This is a genomic window from Polaribacter sp. BAL334, from assembly GCF_015767435.1.
Taxonomy (GTDB): Bacteria; Bacteroidota; Bacteroidia; order Flavobacteriales; family Flavobacteriaceae; genus Polaribacter.
The window spans coordinates 58,956-81,769 of sequence record NZ_JADWOV010000310.1 but is presented as its reverse complement, the minus strand read 5'-3'; the positions used below and the strand labels follow the sequence as shown (position 1 = coordinate 81,769).

The window sequence follows — 22,814 nt, the reverse complement described above, 5'->3', positions numbered from 1 at the left end:
TTATATACATTGTTGTAGCACGTTTTTAGTCTATTATTCTATCAAATGTTTTATATATAAATTCAGTTGATATTGAATCTTTAACAATTTTAAATTTCAAATTTGTAAATTCTGCTCCTCGACGACCAACTCCTTTTCTTTCTCTAACATTTTCTAATTTAGTCCAATTATTAATGGTTAAATGAAGAATAGCACATAATCCATCACCTTGGATATGAAAGTATAAGGATTCTTTTCCATTTTGCTCGTCATACTTTTGAAGCCAATAAGTCAGTTTTGCTTGGTCAATATTTTTTAGTCGCTTGACTAATTCGTCCTTATATATCTTTGAATCTGGTAAGTTGTTTTCAAAAATCAGATTTGTATTATTGCAAACTGGTCGGTCACAAGAGACAAGAAGTCCAAGTACTGAAATAATTAAAACTACATTAGTTAATATCTGTTTCATAGGTCATTTTTAATGTGCTACAACTAGTTTATATGCGCAACTTTATGTAACTTTTTACAAAAAATAGTAGCCCTCATATTCCCTCACAATATATAAAAACAATCATAAAAAAGTTGGCTAACGGAGTAAAATAAAATGATATTTTTTAATGATTTATATTTTGCACCAAATTGATGCCTCTTGTCATCATCTTAATACTTCTTGTTATTGTCGTAATGATACATTCCGCCATCGTAATGGTACATTCCGCCATCGTAATGATACGTTCCGCCATCGTAATGATACGTTCCGTCATCTTAATGGTACGTTCCGTCATCGTAATGGTACGTTCCGCCATCGTAATGGTACGTTCCGCTAGCGGAATGTATCATTACGATAGCGGAATACATCAACTGAACAGCGGAATGCTTCAACTATAAGGCGGAACGTTGTAAAAAGCTGACGGAATGTCATAAAATACTCATAAAAAAGTATAAATGAATGATTTTGATTCACTTTGGTTCGACTTTGAATCAAAAGTAAAAGGCATTACACCGCAAAATTGTGGCAAATTACCTTTACCGTAGTTTACAATAAAAATGAAATGGAACTAACGTTATAACATAATAAAAGTCAATGCATATTCCATGTTAATAGGATGCAAAGTAAAGGTTCCTTGCAGGTTATAGCATAGGTATTGCGTACTTATAATGAAGTACACTATGGGTTATAGCGTACCATACTCTGGGTTGCTCCATAGATGACAGCACAGTAACACTATAAATACAATGATGCAACCCATCATTCAACCCAACTAAATTTGCAATGCTCCTCCAGATGTTTGATATTTGCTTTTACAAATAAATTAGGTTTCAAAATGTAAATTTTCAACCAAAACTTTAAACCCAAAACTTTAAACCCAAAACTTTGAACCTTAAACCTTGAACTCAAGACATGCACAATCTCAACAATCCCATCACTTACATCAACGGCATTAGCGTCCAAAGGGCTACTTTGTTGTACACAGAATTGGGCATCAAAACCTGTAGAGATTTATTGCACTTTTTTCCTTTCAGATATATTGACAAAACCCAATTTTACCAAATCAATCAATTGCAACCCTCCAATGCCGAAGTGCAAATTGTTGGTAAAATCACACACATCAAAACAGTAGCCCAACAAAAAGGGAGTAGGTTAGTGGCAACCTTTCAAGACGCTACAGGCACTATGGAATTGGTGTGGTTCAAAGGTCAAAAATGGATTGCAAATGCCCTGAAAATCAATGAGCCTTATGTAATTTATGGCAAACTGAATCATTTTAACGGCAGTTTCAGCATGCCACATCCTGAAATGCAATTGGTAACAGAATATCAAAAAAACCTGCAATCGGCCATGCAACCCGTCTATTCTTCCACAGAAAAATTGACAAATGCAGGCATCAGTAACAAACTAATCCGAACCTATATAGAGCATCTTTTCAAGCAATTTCACGACGGAATTCAAGAAACGCTTTCTCCAGAAATTCGAAAGGAGCATCAATTAATTTCCATAAAAGAAGCCTTTCTCAATGTACATTTTCCAAAAAGTCAAGAAGCATTGGCAAAAGGACAATATCGCTTAAAGTTTGAAGAATTATTCTTTATTCAACTGCAATTAGTGAGAAAAAACCAACTCAACAAAACAAAAATAAAAGGATTGGTGTTTAAAAATGTAGGAGAACATTTCAATGAATTTTACCATCAGCATTTGCCTTTTCAACTCACAAACGCACAAAAAAGAGTGTTGAAAGAAATCCGAAAAGATGTAGCTTCAGGCATTCACATGAACCGTTTATTGCAAGGTGATGTGGGTTCAGGAAAAACGATTGTGGCTTTGCTTACCATGTTATTGTCAATTGACAATGGTTTTCAAGCTGCTTTGATGGCGCCTACAGAAATTTTGGCAACCCAACATTTCAATGCCATTTCCGAATTATTAAAAGAAGTAAACATTTCAGTAGAACTTTTAACTGGTTCAACCAAAACAAAAAAAAGACGCAGTATTCATGAATCTTTAGAAAATGGTTCTTTAAAAATTTTAGTAGGCACACATGCCTTATTAGAAGAAAAAGTACAGTTTCATCATTTGGGCATTGCCATTATTGATGAGCAACATCGCTTTGGAGTTGCACAACGTGCAAAATTGTGGATGAAGAATAGCCCACCCCAACCCTCCCAAAGGGAGGGAGCTCAAACTTTGAGAAAAAAATACATGACAGCACGTCCATCAATCTATGGTTTGATAAAAGAATTACAAATAGAAAGAAAAAAGCAAACTACCCAAGCTGAACAAATACTTTGGGAACAATTAAAAACAAAACAATTAGATACTAAATTTAGAAGACAGCACATCATTGACGAGTTTATAGTTGATTTCGTAAATCTTTCCAAAAAGTTAATAATAGAAGTTGATGGAAATTATCACAATACCAAAGAGCAAAAAGAAGCAGACGAACTAAGAACAAAAATTTTAAACGAATTAGGTTTCAAAGTCATCAGATTCACCAACGAAGAAGTCATTGGAAACATAGACAACGTTATCAAAACAATTTCATCTCAATTGGAAAGCCTCCCCTTTGGGGAGGTTGGAGGGGCCTCTCCTCCCCACATCCTAGTCATGACAGCCACACCCATTCCAAGAACATTGGCAATGTCTGTGTATGGTGATTTGGATATTTCTGTGATTGATGAATTGCCACCAGGCAGAAAAGAAATCAAAACCGTGCATCGTTTTGACAGTCAGCGACTTTCTGTACAGAAATTTATGAAAGATGAAATTGCGAAAGGCAGGCAAGTGTATGTGGTGTATCCGCTCATTGAAGAATCAGAAGTATTGGATTATAAAGATTTGATGGATGGTTTTGAAGGACTTTCTCGTGATTTTCCAACGCCTCAATATCAAATTAGTATTGTGCATGGACAAATGTCTGCAGAGAAAAAAGAATTTGAAATGCAACGATTTGTAAAAGGTGAAACACACATCATGGTAGCGACAACTGTGATTGAAGTAGGTGTCAATGTACCCAATGCCAGTGTGATGATCATCGAAAGTGCAGAACGTTTTGGATTGAGTCAATTGCATCAATTGCGAGGAAGAGTAGGAAGAGGTTCAGACCAAAGTTATTGCATTTTGATGACAGGAGTAAAATTGTCTGACGAAGCCAAAACACGTGTAAAAACCATGGTGGAAACTACTGACGGATTCAAAATTGCAGAGGTAGATTTAAAATTACGAGGTCCAGGAAATTTGATGGGAACTCAACAAAGTGGAGTGTTAAACTTGAAAATTGCAGATATTATTAAAGATGGTGCAATTTTACAATTGGCAAGAAAAACAGCGATTGCATTGTTGGAAGAAGATCCCAATTTATTGAAAGAAGGAAATGCTTGTATCAAAACAGCATTTAATGAAATGATCAAAACTTCTAAAATTTGGAGTCAGATTAGTTAGTCATAACTAAAAAGTCACCCAAAAATAGAAATCCTATAATTGGGTGACTTACTGATAGTTTAACTGTTTTACTTAATCAAAAATGATGAATTTCTGTTTCCTTGTATATTTGTATACCAATCTAACGTAGCATCTGAATTTACAAATTTATCAAAATTAGGATAGGCTTTTAAGATTGAAAAACCTTCTTTTGGCCATGGAAAATCGATTGGTAAATCATTCAACACCCATGGAAATCTATTCACATTCACAAAAAGATTTTGATTTCCATCAGATTTATCATCACATTTAGAAAAATTAGAAGTATCATTATATTTTGATGGTTTATTTAAAGCTGGGTAGCTGCTGTGAAATTTATTATACACAGGATGTATTTCTTGACCCAATTCTCCACTTTTTAGCATAAACTCATCATATGCACCATCAATATTTGTTACGCTACCAGAAATTACTGGAATATCAGCATAATCAATTTTAACAGTATTAATAATAGCTTGCGAGTTGGTTGTATAAATGGTTTTTAGATTATTAAAAATAAACAAAGTGGTTTTGTTTACATCATCATGCAATCGTTGTATTTGATTTATGGAATAACGAGTTGAGTTATCTAAAGTTAGCGTGGCATTATTATCTCCATCCATTACTCTCAACACAAAACTGTTATTAAAACTAGCTCCCATTGCAGGAAATTTATAATCGAATTTAATTTCTGTGACAGAAGTGTTTTTTCCGTTATTACTTGCGCCATTATTTACACCTTCTTGGTAGCTGTAATTATGCACCAAATCGTTCAAATCATAATCTCCCATACAAGGATATAAATCTTCATATACAGAGGTGAAAAAACTTTCTTTTCCTTGTGGATAGTTGTAAGAAGCTACTTTTGAGTTATTATCATCAACATCTACACCTGCAATAACACCATCTTTATCGTTATCAACTGCATTGTTAAATCCAGGGGAACAAGCATTGGCTGAAATAAAGGTAGAACAAGTATTAATTACACTATTATCACCCATACTTTCTTTATAGCTTGATGAACAAATATCTAATCTTCCTTGAAACCTGCCACTACCATTAAAAGTGATAGCACCAGTTTCTATGACTGAATAAGCTCTGTCTCCTTTTATTTTACCATTGGTCATGATGCTAGCGCATTTTAAAATAGAACCTTCTTTTACTTCTATATCAATGTTTGAATTGCTGATGAAACTTCCCGTAATTACAGTATAAGAAGCATTTTTAAAATCCGCTTTTTTATTGTTTATAAAGTTTCCAGATACTACTGTTTTGCACTCATTTTCAAATTCTCCATTTCCATTAATGGTTAGATTTCCAGCCACATTAAAACTTGAATTTTCTTTATTATGAAATTTTCCAGAATTTGTAAAATGTCCGCCAAGATTTACTTGTCCTCCATCATTGTCAAAGTGTCCATTATCATTTAAATTAAAAGATCCTGAAATATTGCATACTCCTGAATAAATATTGATATCGTTAGAATCGGTTGTAAAATTACCAGTAAAATTGGTAGTTCCCCAGTTATCAAATTTACCTTTACTTGCAATGTTTGCATTTGTTCCATTGAATGTACCAAGGTTATAAATTGTTGAATTTAAAGTTCCAGAAAGAGTTAAAGTAGCACCAGAACCTACATAAATGGTAAGTTCACCTTTACTATCATTCAAAAAAGCAGGATTCCAAGAACCACTACAAATATAGATGGTCGTTTTTTTACTGATATTAATTCCTTGAGTTGAAGCACTCGTAATTTTATAGTCACCATTGTCCTTACCACTAAATTCTTGGAAATTACTACAATTCCAAGAAGGAGGATTATCAGAAGCTGTTTTTGCACTTGTTTTTCCAGTAGCACTAGTTTTTCCATCAGTACTAATTCTTTCTTCATCTTCTATTTTGATACCTTGTAATTCTGCTGGGCTAACAATCCACTCTCTAGTACCAGCTGCTAAATCTGCTTGTACAGATAATGTTTTCACGTGATTAGGCACTTTAATAATGCTGCTTATCGATTTTTCTCTATCGATAAAACCCTCATATAATAAATTATAAGTGGTGTTTTCAATTTTAAATATCCGCACTTTTACCATGTCTGCACGAGAAGTTTCAGATAAAGTAACATTGGTGTTTTGCAATGTAATTGGTCTTAAATCATGACCATTAGGAACTGTTAACGTAGTAATGTCTCCAGGAACATATACAGTTGGAGCTTCAGGTTCGTTTTTGAATTCAGGAGAACAGCTTTGTAGGAAAGCGAATAATGACAGTAATAAGATTAATTTAGTTTTCATAATTGTGGGGTTTTTGATTTTAACTTGGGGGCAAATTTAAAAGTTGGTTAATTTTAAAATTTACTACTTACGTTATTTGGTCTTTTACTTACGACGAATAACAGATTTATAGGTGTAAACTGAATTTTGTTGCTACAATAAAAAATACTAGACTTACTAATTCTTACATTAAAATTGAACTTTTTAGATTGATTATTTGGTAACTACCTCAAATATAAGCATTTTTAATGAATATTTAGGCGTTTAAAAACCAAATAAATGCTATATACTACTGGTGAATAATTCTTTGTAACTTTTCTCTTGGTCAATAAATCAGTGCATTGTTTTGACAGTAAGCAATTGTAAGTTATAAAAAATCATAGAAATGTCAAAATCGTTCAAAGTGCAGAGTAAAATTTCATATATAATTTTGTTTTTTGACAAGTTTTAAAATGAAAAAGAGTTTGTCAAACAAATGACAAACTCTTTTCAAAAGACAAAATTCAAATACGGTTAATTCCAACCACCACCTAAAAATTTATACAAATGAATGTTTGCCATTAATTGATCTTTTTTAGTTTCAACAAGGGCAATTTTTGCCTCCAAGGCTTCTCTTTGAGTAAGTAAAACTTCCAAATAATCAGCTCTAGCTGAGGTAAATAATCGTGTTGAAAGGGTTATAGATTCCGTAAGTGTAGTTACTTGACCTTCTTTAAAAGCATACACTTTTTTCAGATTTTGAATATTAGAAAGTTCGTTGGCAACTTCAATATAAGCATTTAAAATAGTTTTCTCATATTCAAAAATCGCCTGTATTTGTTTGCTGTTGGCATTTTTATACAACGCTTTAATAGCATTTCTGTTAATAATTGGCCCAATAAAATCTCCTGCAAAACTGTACACTAAAGATTCTGGAGTTTTGGTTAAAAGTCCGGTTTTAAAAGCATTCAAACCAATTCCTGTTGAGATACCCAATGAAGGATAAAAATTCGCTTTTGCAATTTTAGAATTTAATTTTGAGGCCTCTAGTTCTAGGGATGCTTTTTTGATATCAGTCCGATTTTCTAATAATTGTGATGGGACTCCTGCATAAATGGAATCAATAGGAATGTTCAAAAATACGCTTGAATTTCGTACAATTTTGCCAGGTGTTTTTCCAATTAAAAAATTGATTTTGTTCTCCATAACAGTGATTTTTTGTTCTATTTCAAACTTTTCACTATGTGTTTTTTGCACTTCAGCAGTAAATCTTCTAACAGCCAATTCAGTAGTTTTTGCAGCTTCTTTTTGAAGTTTTACAATCTTCAACGCATTTTGTTGCAGCTGTAAATTCTGTGTCAAAATTTCCAGCTGATTGTCAAGTGCCATCAATTCATAATACGCATCTGCAATTTCGGCAACCAAATTGGTAATCATAAAATTTTTACCCTCTACTGAAGATAAATATTCTAAAACAGCGGCCTTTTTTTCATTGCGCAATTTCTTCCAAATATCCAATTCCCAAGAAGCTACAAGTCCTATAGAATAGTTGCTAAATGGTTCAGGAAATTTTTCTCCATCTATATGTAAGCTTTCTTCAACAGCGCCATTTCTAGTGTGTTTGCCTACTTTTTCTATTTCTGCACCTCCTTTAATGTCCACAAAAGGAAGATATTCTCCTTTTTTAGCTTGAATCTGATTTTCAAACAACGCAACAGTTTGTGTCATGATATTCAGTTCTTGATTTCGAACCAAAGCAGTATCAATCAACGCAATGAGATTGGGGTCAGCAAAGAATTGTTTCCAGGAAATTTGAGCTGTATTTAAAGAATCGATGGTTTCTTTTCCGTAGTTTTCAGGAACATTGGAACGCTCTTTTCGGATTTCTTTTACAGGGACACAAGAATGGAGTGCAAGTGCCAAAATGCCCATAAAAAATAGTAATCTATAGTGATGTATATTATTCATCTTCTTTTCTTTTGGTTAATTTTTTTAATACAAGTTTCAATTCTTTCAGTTTGATTTTCAACTTACTATTGGTATTGTCTTCGCTACTTTTCATAATTTCTTCTGATAGTGGTTCGCTTTTTTCATCTTTGATTAGATTTTTCCCATCAGATAAGGTAGCAAAAATGTAATACAATCCAGGAATTATAAGGACACCAAATAAGGTTCCAATCAACATGCCTCCTAAAGCAGATCCTCCAATCGTTCTATTACCAATAGCACCTGCACCAGAAGCAATTACCAATGGAATTAAACCTGCAATGAATGCAAAAGAAGTCATTAAAATTGGACGAAATCTAGCTTTAGAACCTTCTATTGCAGCTTCTAAAATAGTGGCACCTTGTCTTCGTTTTTGAACGGCAAATTCTACAATCAAAACTGCATTTTTTCCCAGCAAACCAACCAACATGATAATTCCGATTTGCGCATATACATCATTGGCTAGTCCCATGCCTTTCAGTACAATCAACGAACCAAAAATCCCCACAGGAAGTGATAAAATAACGGCAAATGGCAATAAAAAACTTTCATATTGAGCAGCTAAAACGAAATACACAAATATCAAAACAATGATAAATACATACAGTGATTCATTACCTCTTTTTGCTTCATCATATGTCAAATCTTCCCATCCAACATCATATCCTCTTGGTAGTTCTTTAGCAGCAACTTCTTTGATGGCATCAATAGCATCACCACTTGTAAATCCTTTTGCAGGAAGACCTCTTATGGAGGCAGAATTGTATAAGTTGTAACGGGTAATTTCATTTGGTCCTAACTCTTTAGTAATACTCATAAAGGATGAATAAGGAACCATTTCTCCTGCTTCATTTTTTACAAAAAGTTTTTCCAAATCTGTAGGAAGTCTTCTATATTCAGGAGCAGCTTGTGTATATACCTTAAAAAATCGACCAAAACGAATAAATCCTTGTTCGTACGTACTACCAATTAAAATGTTTAAATTTTCCATAGCATTACCAATGGTAACGCCTTTTTGCATCGCTTTTTTATTATCTATTTTCAATTTATACTGTGGATAATTTGCAGAATAAAAGGTAAACAACCCTGTAATTTCTTTGCGTTTTGCCAAAGCAGCCATAAAATCATTATTGATTCTTTCAAACTCATGATAGTCTGTAGAATTTGTTTTGTCTAATAAACGCATAGAAAATCCACCAGAAGAACCAAAACCTGGAACTGCAGGAGGTTCAAAATACTCAATGATTGCTCCTAAATCTTTGGTTTTTTCTTCCAATTCTTCCATGATTTCATGAACAGTGTGCTCACGATCTGACCATGGTTTTAAATTGATTAAACAGGTTCCTGCATTTGACCCTCTCCCTTCTGTCATAATCTCATAACCTGCTAAAGAAGAAACAGATGCAACACCATCAGTTTCCTCGCAAATGGCTTGTAATTTTTTTGCAACATCATTGGTTCTTTCCAAAGTTGCACCTGGAGGAGTTTGAATGATGGCATAAATCATCCCTTGATCTTCATTGGGAATAAATCCTGCTGGTAATACTTTACTTGTGAAAAAGATTCCCACACAAAAGGCAGCTAAAATTCCAAAAGTGATGATTCTTCTTGCAACAATTTTGTTTAAAATGTTTACATATTTACCTGTTATCTTTTCAAATCCGTTGTTGAACCAGTATATGAATTTATCAATGAGTGATTTCTTTTTTGGTTTTCCATGGTTGTTTTGCAACAACATAGCACACAAAACTGGCGTTAATGTCAAGGCTACAATTGCCGAAATAATAATGGAACCTGCCATTGTAATTGAAAATTGACGATAGAAAACACCTACAGGTCCTGTCATGAATGAAATAGGTATAAATACAGAAACCATAACTAAGGTAATCGCTATTATGGCTCCACCAATTTCGCCCAAAACTTCATACGATGCTTGATAAGGGGTTACATTCTTTTCTTCCATTTTTACATGGACAGCTTCAACAACCACAATGGCATTATCTACCACAATTCCAATTGCCAAAACCAATGCAAATAGTGTAATTAAATTGATAGATAAACCGAAAAGTTGCATCACAAAAAAGGCTCCAATCAACGAAACAGGAACTGCAATAATTGGGATTAATGTAGAACGCCAATCTCCTAAAAATAAGAATACTACAATGGCAACAAGGATAAAGGCATCTCTTAAAGTATGCAATACTTGGTCAATGGAAGCATTTAAAAAGTTAGAAACATCATAGCTTATTTGAAATTCAATTCCTGGAGGAAGTTCAGCTTCCAATTCTTTCAGTTTTTCTTTTACTTGAAGAATAACATCACTACCATTACTCCCCATAGTTTGTTTTAAAACAATCGATGCAGAGGGATTTCCATCTAAATTGGAGTAAATATCAAAAAACTCACTGCCCAATTCGACATCAGCAATGTCTGCTAATTTGATCAATTGTCCTTCTTCATTGGCTCGGATAATGATTTCTTTGTATTGTTCTGGTTTGTTGAAACGGTTTTCATAGGTCAATACATATTCTAAGGCTTGAGAGGTTCTTCCTCCATCACTTCGTCCCAATCTTCCTGGTCTTGCTAAAATACTTTGGTCTTGCATGGCTTCCAACACTTCTTCAGCAGAAATATTATATGCACGCATTCTGTCTGGTTTTAACCAAACTCTCATGGCATATTTTCTACTTCCTAAAATTTGTGCACTCGCAATTCCATTGATACGTTGAATCTCAGGGATGATTTTGGTGTAAGAATAGTTGTATAGAAACTTTTCGTCAATATTTTTTTCTTTGCTAAAAAGGTTCACATACATCAACATACTTGGCTGTACAGGAGTGATAATAACACCTTCTCTTTGTACTAATTCAGGCAACAAAGGCATCACTTGATCTACTCTAGTTTTTACCCTAACTACTGCTTGATTTGGGTCAGTTCCTGGTTCAAAAATTACACGCAATGTTCCCTCTCCTGCACTTGTTGCATCCGAAGCTAAATAACGCATTCCTTCAACACCATTGATAGCTGTTTCTAACGGTATCAGTGTTGAGTTTACCAAAACATCTGCACTCGATCCTGGGTATGCTATAAAAATATTAACAGTTGTTGGTGCAATCTCAGGAAATTGTGAAATTGGTAATTGTTTTATGGCAAGCAATCCTGTAAATACAATCATTACAGAAATTACAATGGCTAAAACGGGTCTTTTTATAAATTTACTAAACATGTTTTTGAAATTTTAGTAGGGCTTATTCAGCAAATAATTTAAGATTAGAAAAGACCGTTATTGGGTTTACATACTCGCTCACAATCTTTTCATTGTTTTTTACTTTTCGAATGCCATCCAACAAGATTTTGTCATTTTTAGAAAGTCCTTTGCCGATAATAAAAATATTTTCTAGTTCAGCAATTACTTCAATTTCACGTTGTTTGATGACATTATTTGCATCAACAACATACACGTATCTTTTATCTAAAATTTCAAAAGTTGCTTTTTGAGGAATGATTACGGCACTTTTCATAGGGATTGTGAGTACAATATTTCCAGTTTCGCCATGTCTTAAAATACGATCAGGATTTGAGAATGTTGCTCTAAAAGCAATATTTCCTGTTTCATTATTAAATTCACCCTCAATCGTCTCTACAATTCCTTTTTCAGGAAATGGTTTGTTGTTTGCCATTAAAAGTGTTACTTGTTGTTTTTCGTTTTTTTTTGCACTGGTGATATAATCCAAGTATTCAGCCTCAGGAACATTGAAATACACCCACATTTTGCTGTTATCAGAAAGGGTTGTAAGTAGTTCGCCTTCATCAAGCAAACTTCCTTCTCTAACATGCAAGTGATCCATAATTCCATCAAAAGGCGCTTTGATGTCCGTAAAATTTAAATGGGTTTGTGCCAGAAGAACTTCAGCTTTTGCAATGTCATATTTTGCCTTAGCCAATGCCAATTCGTTTTTAGAAACAATATTCTCATCTGCCAATAATTTGGTATTTTGATATTCTATTTCAGTTACTTTTTCTTCTGCTTTCGCTTTTAAAAAGTCGGCTTTGTAGATGTTTGGCATGATGTTAAACATCATTTGTCCTTTTTTAAGGGATTGTCCTTCATCCACAAAGATTTGTTTCAAGTACCCTTTTTCGATGGCTCTAATTTCTATGTGTCTGATGGAGTGAATCTGACTTACATATTCTTTGGTTATTGCAGTATCTTTTTGGATAGGGTTTGTAATTGGATATTTGGAAGCTTCATGTTTAGCTTCATGGTTATTGTTGCAACTTGCATATAAAGTTACAATTAGAAGACCAATGAAAATTTTTCTCATAGGATTTGATATTAAAAATTTAAATGAAAATGGGTAAATAACAATTAGAATTCTTTGAAAGAACTAATTGACGCTAACTAAAATGGAAATAGAATTTAACAGGATATAGAAAGAAATCCTGTTTGTAAGGAATCAAATTCGATATACTTCGAATTTTTGATACAAATGTAAAGCAACATGGGTTGCAAAAGTTTTTTGATAAAGAGAATCTTCCTTGGTTTTTAACGTTGCATTTTCAAATAATACTCTGTAAAGAATAGCAGATGTATGGAAACCAAAAACTGATTTTCTAATGCTGTGTAAAAGTGACTCTTCTTTTTCTTCAACATCTTCAACAGGAATTTCCTCGATAATAAACAACTCGTTTGCAATATTGATAGATGGCTTAAATGCAACAAAAGTAGTTCCATCATCAATATCTTGATAAGTTTTGTTGATGTTTTCTTGAAAACCTTTTAAGTAAGAAAAATTAGAAAATAGATGAGGTGTAGTTGCATAACAATTAAAAACACTAACAATTAAAGTTAGGAAAACAAAGAATTGTGTGTAAAGTTTTTTTCTCATCGCTTGCAAAATTATTGCAATGAAATGAGTTGACCAAAAGAACTTGCTTTTATGTTTTTTTGAATCAAAAGAATTATGAAAACAATCGATTTTTAAGAGTAACTTTTTATTTTTATTAGAATAAGAACCTCTTTTTTTTCATTTCACTAAAAAAACAATCTATTCTAATTGAATATTAAAAATTAATGTAATACCTACTAAAACTAAAAACTAACGAATAAAAATTTAAAACTCTTTTCCTAGCAATCGTTTTGCAGCTAAAAAAGGCGTAGTTTTTCCATTGGCAAGTTGTTTAATTTCCTCAGAAAGCGCTTTTTTGATGCTTGGATTTTGATAAAAACGCTCTTTCAATTGCTCTTCAATGGTAGAAAGTAACCAAAACGTATTTTGTTCATGTCTTTTTTGCTGGAAATAACCATTTTCTTTGGTCAATGAAAGATATTCTTGAATCATTTTATCAATAGCATCAATTCCAACAGATTTTATAGCACTTGCCGTCAATACTTTAGGTTGCCATTTGCTGTCTTTTAATGGATATAAATGAAGCGCTCTATTGAATTCAATCTGAGCTATTTTGGCATTTTTTTCATTGCCATGATCGGCTTTATTGATGACAATAGCATCCGCCATTTCAATAATTCCACGTTTGATTCCTTGCAATTCGTCTCCAGCTCCAGCCAATTGCAGCAACAAAAAGAAATCAACCATGGAATGCACCACCGTTTCTGATTGTCCAACACCAACAGTTTCAATAATAATAGTATCAAATCCAGCAGCCTCACAAAGGATGATACTTTCACGAGTTTTTTGAGCAACACCACCCAAAGAAGTGCCTGCAGGGGAAGGTCTTATAAACGCATTTTTGTCGGTCACTAATTGTTCCATACGTGTTTTATCACCCAAAATACTGCCTTTATTTACAGAGCTACTTGGGTCAACTGCCAAAACAGCTACTTTTTTTCCTTGATTTGTCAAGTGTTTTCCAAAAGCTTCTATAAACGTGCTTTTTCCAACACCTGGAACCCCTGTAATTCCAATTCTGACAGAATTATTGGCAAAAGGCAAGCATTTTTCAATGATTTCATTGGCTTGTTCTTGATGCTTGGAATTCGTGCTCTCTACCAAAGTAATGGCTTTGCTCAAAAAAGGAATATTTCCCTCTAAAATATTCGTCACAAATTCAGCTGTCGAATTTTTTACAGTACGAAATTGTTTGATTTTTTCAGCACTCAGTTGATTGGTCGTTTCTGGTTGAGAAACGCCTTCTTTTTCGTGAATTGCTGATTGTTTTTTAGCCATTTTTACAAATAATAAGTAAATTTAGAAATAAAATTTCACTCAATTTGCAACATCCAAAAAAATGTATCGTCTTTTAAGTAAGAAAGTATTCATGAAGCCAACCAAACAGCTACATCAAAACATCATTGATTTATGCAAACAAAACAACGCAAAAGCGCAAATGCAGTTGTATGGTTTGTACTGTAAAGCTATGTTTTCTGTGGCTTTACGCATGGTAAATGATACTTTTTTAGCGGAAGAAGTAATGCAAAAATCATTTATCAAAGCGTTTAAAAAAATAGATACGTATAAAAATGAAGTGGCTTTTGGGGCGTGGTTAAAGAGGATTGTTATCCATCAAAGTATGGATGAGTTGAAGAAAAAAAATGCAGATATCATTCCAATTTCTCGAGAGGTAATGACAATTTCTGAAGAAGATGATTGGCACATGGAACATGAAATTACGATGGATGATGTAAAAAAAGCAATTCGTCAACTCAAAGAGAAATACAGAATTATATTGACATTGTATTTGATTGAAGGCTATGATCATCAAGAAATTGCTGAAATTTTAAACATTACTGAAAATACGTCTAGAACGCAATTATTACGAGGAAAAAATGAGCTTAAAGAAGCATTAAAAAATAGAGTATGACACGAGATATTAAAAAATTAGCGAAAGAAATCAGGAAAGAAGAGACTTCTTTGCCTTTGCATCATGAAGCAAATTTTGAGAGATTATTATTAGCTGAACTACATCAAAAAAAGACGAAAAGAATTTCTGTAAAATGGATTTCAATAGCGGCTTCTGTAGCAATTTTAATAAGTGTTTGTAGTTTGTTTTTTCTTAAGAATGAAGAAGAAAAAATACTTGAAAACATTCCTGTAAAAGAAATGACACTGGGCACAATATCACCAGAATTCAACACGATTGAAACCTATTACGTGAATAGTATCAATCTAGAAATCAGTGAAATAGAAATTGATAATTCCAATAAAGAACTCATTGATGGTTATTTATTAAAAATAGCAGAATTGATGAACGAATACACATTATTAACCAAAGAGCTCAATACAAAAGGGGTTAATAATGCCACCATTGATGCATTGATTCGCAACCTGCAATTGCGGTTAGAACTGCTGCAGCAGTTAAAAAAACAGTTATCACAATTTAAAAATCTAAACAAAAAAAATGATGAATTACAAATTTTATAAAACAGTCATTCCGTTTGTTGTTTTATTAGGAACAACAAGCATTTTCGCTCAAAAGTATGACCGAAAATACACAGAAAAATTTAGTGTAGATAAAGACGTTGAAATTGCTATTAATGCTTCCAATACAGAGATTTCTGTAACCAATTGGGATAAAAATGAAGTAGAAATAACGGCGGTTATCGAAATTGAAGGAATTTCAAAAGAAGCTGCTGAAAAGTATTTCAAAAACTGGAATTTTGAAGCGTTAGGCAACAAAAGTAAAGTGAAAATTACGACACAAACCAACAATCGTTTTCCGTTCAATAGCGATGTAGTTTTTTTGGATAATTCAAATTTCAATTTTCCAAATGTGTTCGAATTGGATTCAACATTTATGGACAAAATTGTCATGCCAAAAGTAGATTTTGATTTTAAAATGAACAATGACTTTATGTTTTGGGATGAGCCTTCGTTTGACAAGCTTATCGAAAAAAATGGAAAATATTCTTTTCATTTCAAAGATGATGAAAATGACATCAAAATTGAATCAAAAGAAGATTGGGATAAGTTTAAAAAGTCAAAAGATTACAAAAAATGGAAAGAGAAAATGGAAAAAGACCGAGAAAAAATGCGAAATGAGTTTGAGGCTTCTCGTGAGAAGATGAAGAAAGAAATGGAAAAAAACAGAATCTATATTCAGAAAATTGACAAAGAAAAAATGCAACAACAACTGGAAAAAGCGCGTATGGAAATGGAAAAAGTAAAAATGCAATTTTCTGCAGATTCAGATAATTTGATGATTGATGGTAAGAAAGTAAAAGTGACCAAAAAAATTGAAATCAAAGCTCCAAAAGGTGCCACTTTCGATTTGAATACACGTCATTGTAAGGTAAAATTACCCAACACAGTGGCTGTTGGGAATGTAAAATATGGCTCTTTTGATGCCAATAATTTGAATAATAGCAAGTTGACAATCAATTATTCGCCAGTAAACATCAATGATTTGACTAAAAGCAATGTATATTTAAACAACGTAACTGATGCAAAAATTGCATCAGTTACGAATACAAAAATCAACACCAATTATTCAAATGTTGAGATTCAAAATATTTATAAAAATGTAGCTATTTCTACAAAATTTGGAGGCATAAACATTCAGAAAATACATGCGGATTACACTAAATTTTTATTGTATTTACAGTATACAAATGCCATTATAAATCTTCAAAATTTAGATAAAAACCTTCTTTTCGAAATAAAATCAATGCCAAATTCATCAGTAAATCCTTCCATGAAATTGAATGTTCTTCACGATAAATCAAAAAAAATCAATGGAAATTTCATCATTAAAACAAAGGACACTACTTTTTTTGTCAATGGAAAATACAGTCAAATAACTGTAAATCAATAGTATAGTATCTGTAAAAACATACTTTTTTTTATCAAACTTCTAACAGTTTTCCATTTCTATATTCTTCTGAAAGTGCCTATCTTTAACCACCAAAATTAGTCACTTTTTTAATGGAACGTTACAAAGAACAACAGCTCAAAATATACAATTCGCTCACCAAGCAAAAAGAAGATTTCAAAACAATTACAGAAGGATATGTTGGCATGTACGTTTGTGGGCCAACTGTGTATAGCAATGCACATTTAGGAAACGTAAGAACGTTTATGTTTTTTGATGTCGTTTTTCGGTATTTTTTGCATTTGGGATACAAAGTGCGTTATGTGCGTAATATCACAGATGCAGGGCATTTGGAAAATGACGCTGATGAAGGCGAAGATCGTATCGCTAAAAAAGCACGTTTAGAGCAAATAGAACCTATGGAAGTGGTTCAAATGTACACAGTTGATTTTCACAATGTGCTAAAAAATTACAACTTTTTACCACCAAGTATTGAGCCAACTGCCACAGGTCATATTGTAGAACAAATAGAAATGATTAAAGAAATCATATCAAAAGGTTTTGCTTACGAAGTGAATGGTTCTGTATATTTTGATGTGTTAGAATACAACAAAAAAGGAAATTACGGCATTCTTTCAGGAAGAAAAATAGAAGATTTAATTCACAATACCCGAACTTTAGACGGTCAATCTGATAAGAAAAATCCACAAGATTTTGCACTTTGGAAAAAAGCAGACGAACGTCATATTATGCGATGGCCTTCTCCTTGGAGTGATGGTTTTCCTGGTTGGCATTTGGAGTGTTCTGTGATGAGTACCAAATATTTAGGCGAACAATTTGACATTCATGGAGGAGGAATGGATTTGAAATTTCCACACCACGAATGCGAAATTGCGCAATCGCAAACATGCAGTGGCATCAAGCCTGTGAATTATTGGATGCACACCAATATGCTGTTGTTAAACAGTCAGAAAATGGCAAAATCTACTGGGAATTTTATTTTGCCCAATGAAATTTTGACAGGCGAAAATACTATTTTGCCAAAACCATTTTCGGCAAGTGTGGTGCGTTTTTTCAACATGCAAGCCAATTATAGAAGCATTTTAGATTTTTCGGGTGAAGCTTTAGAAGCCTCTGAAAAAGGACATGCAAAGTTGATGGAAGCAGTTTCTTATTTGAATATTGCTGAAGCTGGAAAAGCATCTACTTTTGATGTAAAAGCTTGGATTCAATCTTGTTATGACGCTATGAACGACGATTTTAATACGCCAATTGTCATTTCACAATTGTTTGAAGCAGTAAAAGTCATCAATCAAATGAAAGAGCAAAAAGCAAGTTTGACTAGCGAAGATTTAGCTGTTTTTAAAGAAACCATCAATGCCTTTGTGTTTGATGTTTTAGGTTTGATGAATGAGACTGCCAAAGAATCATCTAACAAATTAAATGGAGTGATTGAATTACTCATCAAGTTAAGAAAAGAGGCAAGAGAAAATAAAGATTTTGCGTTGTCTGATCAAATTCGTAATGAATTGGTAGCTTTGGGAATTCAGTTAAAAGATGGGAGAGAAGGGACTACTTTTTCGGTGAATTAATGAGAAAATGAGTAATTGTGACAATTACCTAACTAAAATTAGAATACTATGGACTTTGCAACCAGAAAATTACAACTTTTAGAGCAATTTATGAAGATTGTAAGCACAGAAAAAATTGAAAAGCTAGAGCAGTTTTTTAAAAAAGAAATTTCTAACGAGCAAGATGTTTGGGATGAAATGCCACAAACGGTTCAAGAAATTGTTGATCAAAGTTTACATGAAAGTGAAGAAGGAAAAGTAATTTCGCATCAAGAAGTAATTGCTAAAGCCAAGAAAAAATACAATATTTCTTAATGGAAATTAATTTTACAACTTCAGCAAATATTTCTTTTGAAGATGAAATTGAGTTTATATTGAGAAAATGGAATTTAGATGAAGTTGAGAAATTTATGAACTTGGTTGATGATTTTGTTAATAATCTTTCTAAAAATCCATATTTAGGTAAAAAATCAAATAAAAGAGCCATCAGAGTTTTTGTAATTTCAAAACAAACAACAGTCATTTACAAAGTATTTGATGACATAAACAGAATTGATGTACTCTACTTTTGGAACAACAAAAGAAATCCAAAAGATTTAAAAAAATATATAATTTAAAAGATTCTCAAAATAACTATTTTGAACTCAAATACTAAAATTAAAAACTCAACACCAAAAACTCCATACTTAAAACAGGTTTTGATTTTTCCATTCGTGTTTTTAGTTCGATTTTATCAAGTAGCGATTTCGCCTTTAACACCCTCAACTTGTAGATACAGTCCAACGTGTTCACATTATACCATTGAAGCTTTGCAAAAACATGGATTGTTTTCTGGAAGTTGGTTAGCCATCAAACGAATTTTCAGTTGTCATCCTTGGGGAGGAAGTGGTTATGACCCAGTTCCTGAAAAGAAAATCCACAAACATTGAATTAACGCACTTTCTTATTTGAAGATACAAATAGCTTCACTAAGTTTGCATTTGTAAAAACAACAATACCATGAACTATTTAGCAATCACTTGGGATCCATCTTTAGGCATCAATCTTGGTTTTTTTACCATTCGTTGGTACAGTTTGATGTTTGTTTCGGCTTTTTTATTAGGCTTGCATTTGATGAAAAAAATCTTTATCAAAGATGAAATTCCAGTTGAAAAGTTAGATAACTTGTTCATGTACACCTTTATTTCCATGTTGATTGGAATGCGTTTGGGAGATGTATTTTTCTATAGTTGGGATTATTATCAAGATCATTTGTTGGAAATTGTGTTGCCTTTCAAACAAGTGAATGGTTCTTGGAAATTTACTGGTTTTACTGGTTTTGCAAGTCATGGAGCAGCAATTTCCATCATTTTAGCCATGTATTTTTATGCTAAAAAACACCTTCAAAAACCATGGTTATTTATCTTAGACAGATTGGCAATCATGGTGGCTTTATCAGGATTATTCATACGTATGGGAAATTTTTTCAATTCGGAAATTGTAGGAAAAGCAACAGGTTCTGATTTTGGGGTGATTTTCAAAGCAAATGGCGAAGATTTTGCACGTCATCCAACACAAATTTATGAGGCAGTTAGCTACTTAGCATTGTTTTTTGTGATGTGGTATTTGTATTGGAAAACCAATATCAAACAAAAAACAGGCTTTCTTTTCGGACTTTTTATGACCGTTTTATGGTTGATGCGATTCTTGATTGAATTCTTAAAAGAAGAACAAGCAGAAGGGAGAGAAGAAGGTTTTTTCAATCTTTTCAATACGGGTCAAGTATTGAGTATTCCTTTGATTTTAATAGGACTTTGGTTGATGTTTAGAACCGCAAAAAAAGCTGTATAATTTTCATGGAAAAATTAAAAGAACGTTGGGGAATTGAAAGTAATTGGTCTATTCTTGCCATTTTAATCGTTTTTGCCATCAACGGCTCATTTGCAGCTTGGGTAGCAAAACCTGTCACTGCTTTTTTAGGAATTTCTCCTGAAACCATGTATCCTTGGTTGTATTGGACACTCAGAATTTTATTGGTTTTTCCTATTTACCAAATTACATTGCCCATTGTGGGTTGGCTTTTTGGGCAATTCCAATTCTTTTGGGCGTTCGAAAAAAAGTTTTTAAGCAGATTGGGTTTGGGATTTTTATTCAAAGAGTAATAGATTTTTGAAGTGCGATAGTAGAATACTGTAATTTAACCTATTGTTTATAAATATTTTATTAGATAATAAAATAGATTTTTTTGCCACGAATTCACAAATTTTAAGTTATTCATCACAATAATTGTTTTCATCTTTGATGAAAATACAAATTTATTGGATTCATACTTATAAAAATCCGTGAATTCGTGGCAAATTTATTTTAAATTCAATTATACCTAACAGGTTATAAATTTAGATTTTTAAGTTCTCTTTTGAATCTTGAACTTTAGACTCTGAATTTTGAACTGATGGTTTCTCAATTAAATTCGTATAAATCCATAGAATGGTAAACGTAGGAATTACATCTGTAAAGGGAATAATTTCTTCAATAAAACTAATCAATCCTGCAATTTTTCCTTTTACACCTTTGTACATAATTGCCATGATGAATGCCGAAAGTGGTGCCCAAACAACATCGATTAAAGGGATTAAACCCATCAAATCAAGTGTGATACTCAACAACAGTTTTTGATATTTTTTATCCATAGTTTTGTGTAATTTGCTGCCAAAATCAACAACAAGTTAAAAGTACATATTCAAAATGAATTTTTCAGAATTCACTTCAAAAATTAATGATTTGAAAGCATCAAACTTGGGTGGTTTAGAGGCACAGTTTTTATTAGCTCCCAGACTTCGATTGCAATATGATGCTCAGAAAATTGCGGCAAATAACCCTAAAAGAGCTGGGGTTTTGGCACTTTTTTATCCAAATGAACAACAAGAAACGACCTTTTTATTGACGCAAAGAGCTAGTTATCAAGGAACACATTCTGCTCAAATAAGTTTTCCAGGTGGAAAATTAGACCTAAATGATGCCAATTTACAAGAAACTGCCTTGCGTGAAACCCATGAGGAAGTGGGCATTCATCCAAAAAATATTGAGATTATTAGAGAATTGACAGACGTGTACATTCCGCCAAGTAATTTTTTAGCAACGCCTTTTTTGGGATTTGCAAACACGAAACCAACTTTCAAGTTAAATCACGAAGTTGCCCAAACCATTGAAGTTTTAGTGAGTGATTTGTTAGATGAAAAAAACATTACTTCTGCCATTTTAGATACTTCTTATATGAAAAAAGTGGAGGTTCCTTGTTTCAAAATTCAGGATTTTATCATTTGGGGAGCAACAGCCATGATGTTATCAGAAATTAAAGAGCTTTTAAGATAGTAAAATCTTAAATTGTTTTGTATTTTTGGAAGTTGAAATTCATTAAAATCAATTAAAAAATGCCTTTATTTAAAAGGAATCCTTTTGGACATTATTTATTTCTAAAGAAATGGTTGATTCGCGTTTTTGGAGTCATTTCGCATGGGAGATATCGAAAATTCAATAATTTACATATTGAAGGTTCTGATATTTTAAGAAATTTACCAGATAAAAATGTCTTGTTTATCTCCAATCATCAAACCTATTTTGCGGATGTTGCAGCCATGTTTCATGTGTTCAATGCCTCGTTAAAAGGACGTGAAGACAACATCAATAATATTGGGTATATCTGGAATCCAAAATTGAATATTTATTTTGTGGCTGCTGGCGAAACCATGCGTGCAGGATTGTTGCCCAAAATATTTGCGTATGCAGGTTCCGTTTCTATTGATAGAACCTGGAGAGCAGATGGAAAAGATGTGAATAGACAAGTAAAAAATTCTGATATTTCTAACATAGGAAAAGCCTTGAAAGATGGCTGGGTAATTACGTTTCCACAAGGAACTACAACCCCTTTTAAACCCATTAGAAGAGGAACTGCGCATATCATCAAAACGTATAAACCTGTGGTGGTACCGATTGTAATTGATGGTTTCAGACGTTCTTTTGACAAAAAAGGACTGAACATCAAAAAGCGAAATGTATTGCAATCTATGGTGATTAAGGAGCCTTTAGTAATTGATTATGAAAACGAAGAAATTGCTGATATCGTTACCAAAATTGAATTTGCAATTGAGCAACATCCGTCTTTTTTAAAAGTATTGTCAGCAAAAGAAGCTGAGGAATTTTTACAAGAAGAAGAGGAATTAAACAAACAACGTACTTTCTGGAATTCCTAAGCACTGATATACTCATCTGTTTGATGTAATTCAAGTTTTTAATTGTAAGGCACCAATAAAATCTAACATGTTC

21 protein-coding genes are annotated in these 22,814 nt (G+C 32.8%); 12 read left to right on the top strand and 9 right to left on the bottom strand.

The annotated features are described in order from the left end of the window. Positions 1-25 precede the first annotated feature (25 nt). Together IU405_RS11960 and IU405_RS11955 are read right to left on the bottom strand one after the other, a co-directional pair. The gene (locus IU405_RS11960; protein ID WP_197438846.1) at positions 26-448 is read right to left on the bottom strand and encodes a hypothetical protein; all 423 of its coding nucleotides are present in this window, start codon (positions 446-448) and stop codon (positions 26-28) included. Positions 449-593: 145 nt separating this feature from the next. Continuing rightward, on the bottom strand, positions 594-743 hold the full coding sequence (locus tag IU405_RS11955; RefSeq protein ID WP_197438845.1) for a hypothetical protein: 150 nt from the start codon (positions 741-743) through the stop codon (positions 594-596). A gap of 638 nt (positions 744-1,381) precedes the next feature. Between IU405_RS11955 and IU405_RS11950 the strand changes: the two genes are divergently transcribed. After that, the gene (locus IU405_RS11950) at positions 1,382-3,916 is read left to right on the top strand and encodes a DUF559 domain-containing protein (RefSeq protein ID WP_197438844.1); all 2,535 of its coding nucleotides are present in this window, start codon (positions 1,382-1,384) and stop codon (positions 3,914-3,916) included. 68 nt (positions 3,917-3,984) lie between these two features. On the opposite strand, the gene IU405_RS11945 is transcribed toward IU405_RS11950, so the two are convergent. From IU405_RS11945 to meaB, 6 genes are all read right to left on the bottom strand, one after another. After that, positions 3,985-6,228, bottom strand: coding sequence for an LruC domain-containing protein (locus IU405_RS11945; protein WP_197438843.1), 2,244 nt, complete (start codon positions 6,226-6,228; stop codon positions 3,985-3,987). Positions 6,229-6,720: 492 nt separating this feature from the next. Continuing rightward, complete coding sequence (locus IU405_RS11940) at positions 6,721-8,154, bottom strand: TolC family protein (RefSeq protein WP_197438842.1); 1,434 nt, start codon at positions 8,152-8,154, stop codon at positions 6,721-6,723. Next, positions 8,147-11,398 (bottom strand): efflux RND transporter permease subunit, encoded by a 3,252-nt coding sequence (locus tag IU405_RS11935; protein WP_197438841.1) that lies wholly within the window; start codon positions 11,396-11,398, stop codon positions 8,147-8,149. The genes IU405_RS11940 and IU405_RS11935 overlap by 8 nt, the downstream gene beginning before the upstream one ends. Before the next feature lie 22 nt (positions 11,399-11,420). After that, on the bottom strand, positions 11,421-12,497 hold the full coding sequence (locus IU405_RS11930; protein ID WP_197438840.1) for an efflux RND transporter periplasmic adaptor subunit: 1,077 nt from the start codon (positions 12,495-12,497) through the stop codon (positions 11,421-11,423). Positions 12,498-12,629: 132 nt separating this feature from the next. After that, positions 12,630-13,061 (bottom strand): hypothetical protein, encoded by a 432-nt coding sequence (locus IU405_RS11925; RefSeq protein WP_197438839.1) that lies wholly within the window; start codon positions 13,059-13,061, stop codon positions 12,630-12,632. A gap of 225 nt (positions 13,062-13,286) precedes the next feature. Continuing rightward, complete coding sequence (gene meaB, locus IU405_RS11920; RefSeq protein WP_197438838.1) at positions 13,287-14,360, bottom strand: methylmalonyl Co-A mutase-associated GTPase MeaB; 1,074 nt, start codon at positions 14,358-14,360, stop codon at positions 13,287-13,289. A 91-nt stretch (positions 14,361-14,451) separates the two neighbouring features. On the opposite strand from meaB, the gene IU405_RS11915 reads away from it, so the two are divergent. The 9 genes from IU405_RS11915 to IU405_RS11875 all read left to right on the top strand — a co-directional run bounded on the left by IU405_RS11915 (position 14,452) and on the right by IU405_RS11875 (position 20,653). Beyond that, entirely contained in the window at positions 14,452-14,994 is a 543-nt protein-coding gene (locus IU405_RS11915) for an RNA polymerase sigma factor (RefSeq protein ID WP_197438837.1), read from the top strand. After that, a complete protein-coding gene (locus IU405_RS11910) occupies positions 14,991-15,554 on the top strand; it encodes a hypothetical protein (protein ID WP_197438836.1) in 564 nt (187 codons plus the stop codon). The genes IU405_RS11915 and IU405_RS11910 overlap by 4 nt, the downstream gene beginning before the upstream one ends. Then, positions 15,532-16,944 (top strand): hypothetical protein, encoded by a 1,413-nt coding sequence (locus IU405_RS11905; protein WP_197438835.1) that lies wholly within the window; start codon positions 15,532-15,534, stop codon positions 16,942-16,944. Before IU405_RS11910 ends, IU405_RS11905 begins: the two co-directional genes overlap by 23 nt. Before the next feature lie 110 nt (positions 16,945-17,054). Continuing rightward, positions 17,055-18,533, top strand: coding sequence for a cysteine--tRNA ligase (gene cysS / locus IU405_RS11900; RefSeq protein WP_197438834.1), 1,479 nt, complete (start codon positions 17,055-17,057; stop codon positions 18,531-18,533). Positions 18,534-18,581: 48 nt separating this feature from the next. Next, positions 18,582-18,827: a hypothetical protein gene (locus IU405_RS11895; protein ID WP_197438833.1), complete on the top strand. Its 246-nt coding sequence runs from the start codon at positions 18,582-18,584 to the stop codon at positions 18,825-18,827. After that, entirely contained in the window at positions 18,827-19,129 is a 303-nt protein-coding gene (locus tag IU405_RS11890; RefSeq protein WP_197438832.1) for a type II toxin-antitoxin system RelE/ParE family toxin, read from the top strand. The genes IU405_RS11895 and IU405_RS11890 overlap by 1 nt, the downstream gene beginning before the upstream one ends. A gap of 39 nt (positions 19,130-19,168) precedes the next feature. Beyond that, the gene (gene yidD / locus IU405_RS11885) at positions 19,169-19,441 is read left to right on the top strand and encodes a membrane protein insertion efficiency factor YidD (RefSeq protein ID WP_197438848.1); all 273 of its coding nucleotides are present in this window, start codon (positions 19,169-19,171) and stop codon (positions 19,439-19,441) included. A 70-nt stretch (positions 19,442-19,511) separates the two neighbouring features. Next, entirely contained in the window at positions 19,512-20,342 is an 831-nt protein-coding gene (lgt, locus tag IU405_RS11880; RefSeq protein WP_197438831.1) for a prolipoprotein diacylglyceryl transferase, read from the top strand. A 5-nt stretch (positions 20,343-20,347) separates the two neighbouring features. Continuing rightward, positions 20,348-20,653 carry a DUF6787 family protein gene (locus IU405_RS11875; RefSeq protein ID WP_197438830.1) on the top strand — a complete coding sequence of 102 codons (306 nt, stop codon included), beginning with the start codon at positions 20,348-20,350 and terminating at the stop codon, positions 20,651-20,653. A 234-nt stretch (positions 20,654-20,887) separates the two neighbouring features. Here IU405_RS11875 and IU405_RS11870 read toward each other — a convergent pair whose 3' ends face one another. Further along, a complete protein-coding gene (locus tag IU405_RS11870; RefSeq protein ID WP_197438829.1) occupies positions 20,888-21,181 on the bottom strand; it encodes a hypothetical protein in 294 nt (97 codons plus the stop codon). 55 nt (positions 21,182-21,236) lie between these two features. On the opposite strand from IU405_RS11870, the gene IU405_RS11865 reads away from it, so the two are divergent. Both IU405_RS11865 and IU405_RS11860 read left to right on the top strand, forming a co-directional pair. Continuing rightward, positions 21,237-21,863 carry an NUDIX hydrolase gene (locus tag IU405_RS11865; RefSeq protein ID WP_197438828.1) on the top strand — a complete coding sequence of 209 codons (627 nt, stop codon included), beginning with the start codon at positions 21,237-21,239 and terminating at the stop codon, positions 21,861-21,863. Between the two features lie 59 nt (positions 21,864-21,922). After that, a complete protein-coding gene (locus tag IU405_RS11860) occupies positions 21,923-22,741 on the top strand; it encodes a lysophospholipid acyltransferase family protein (RefSeq protein WP_197438827.1) in 819 nt (272 codons plus the stop codon). Positions 22,742-22,814 lie beyond the last annotated feature (73 nt).

Bases quoted from the DNA above. Each gene is read 5' to 3' on its own strand.
- IU405_RS11960 (WP_197438846.1), bottom strand. From the start codon at position 448: ATGAAACAGATATTAACTAATGTAGTTTTAATTATTTCAGTACTTGGA.
- IU405_RS11955 (WP_197438845.1), bottom strand. From the start codon at position 743: ATGACGGAACGTATCATTACGATGGCGGAACGTATCATTACGATGGCG.
- IU405_RS11950 (WP_197438844.1), top strand. From the start codon at position 1,382: ATGCACAATCTCAACAATCCCATCACTTACATCAACGGCATTAGCGTC.
- IU405_RS11945 (WP_197438843.1), bottom strand. From the start codon at position 6,228: ATGAAAACTAAATTAATCTTATTACTGTCATTATTCGCTTTCCTACAA.
- IU405_RS11940 (WP_197438842.1), bottom strand. From the start codon at position 8,154: ATGAATAATATACATCACTATAGATTACTATTTTTTATGGGCATTTTG.
- IU405_RS11935 (WP_197438841.1), bottom strand. From the start codon at position 11,398: ATGTTTAGTAAATTTATAAAAAGACCCGTTTTAGCCATTGTAATTTCT.
- IU405_RS11930 (WP_197438840.1), bottom strand. From the start codon at position 12,497: ATGAGAAAAATTTTCATTGGTCTTCTAATTGTAACTTTATATGCAAGT.
- IU405_RS11925 (WP_197438839.1), bottom strand. From the start codon at position 13,061: ATGAGAAAAAAACTTTACACACAATTCTTTGTTTTCCTAACTTTAATT.
- meaB (WP_197438838.1), bottom strand. From the start codon at position 14,360: ATGGCTAAAAAACAATCAGCAATTCACGAAAAAGAAGGCGTTTCTCAA.
- IU405_RS11915 (WP_197438837.1), top strand. From the start codon at position 14,452: ATGAAGCCAACCAAACAGCTACATCAAAACATCATTGATTTATGCAAA.
- IU405_RS11910 (WP_197438836.1), top strand. From the start codon at position 14,991: ATGACACGAGATATTAAAAAATTAGCGAAAGAAATCAGGAAAGAAGAG.
- IU405_RS11905 (WP_197438835.1), top strand. From the start codon at position 15,532: ATGATGAATTACAAATTTTATAAAACAGTCATTCCGTTTGTTGTTTTA.
- cysS (WP_197438834.1), top strand. From the start codon at position 17,055: ATGGAACGTTACAAAGAACAACAGCTCAAAATATACAATTCGCTCACC.
- IU405_RS11895 (WP_197438833.1), top strand. From the start codon at position 18,582: ATGGACTTTGCAACCAGAAAATTACAACTTTTAGAGCAATTTATGAAG.
- IU405_RS11890 (WP_197438832.1), top strand. From the start codon at position 18,827: ATGGAAATTAATTTTACAACTTCAGCAAATATTTCTTTTGAAGATGAA.
- lgt (WP_197438831.1), top strand. From the start codon at position 19,512: ATGAACTATTTAGCAATCACTTGGGATCCATCTTTAGGCATCAATCTT.
- IU405_RS11875 (WP_197438830.1), top strand. From the start codon at position 20,348: ATGGAAAAATTAAAAGAACGTTGGGGAATTGAAAGTAATTGGTCTATT.
- IU405_RS11870 (WP_197438829.1), bottom strand. From the start codon at position 21,181: ATGGATAAAAAATATCAAAAACTGTTGTTGAGTATCACACTTGATTTG.
- IU405_RS11865 (WP_197438828.1), top strand. From the start codon at position 21,237: ATGAATTTTTCAGAATTCACTTCAAAAATTAATGATTTGAAAGCATCA.
- IU405_RS11860 (WP_197438827.1), top strand. From the start codon at position 21,923: ATGCCTTTATTTAAAAGGAATCCTTTTGGACATTATTTATTTCTAAAG.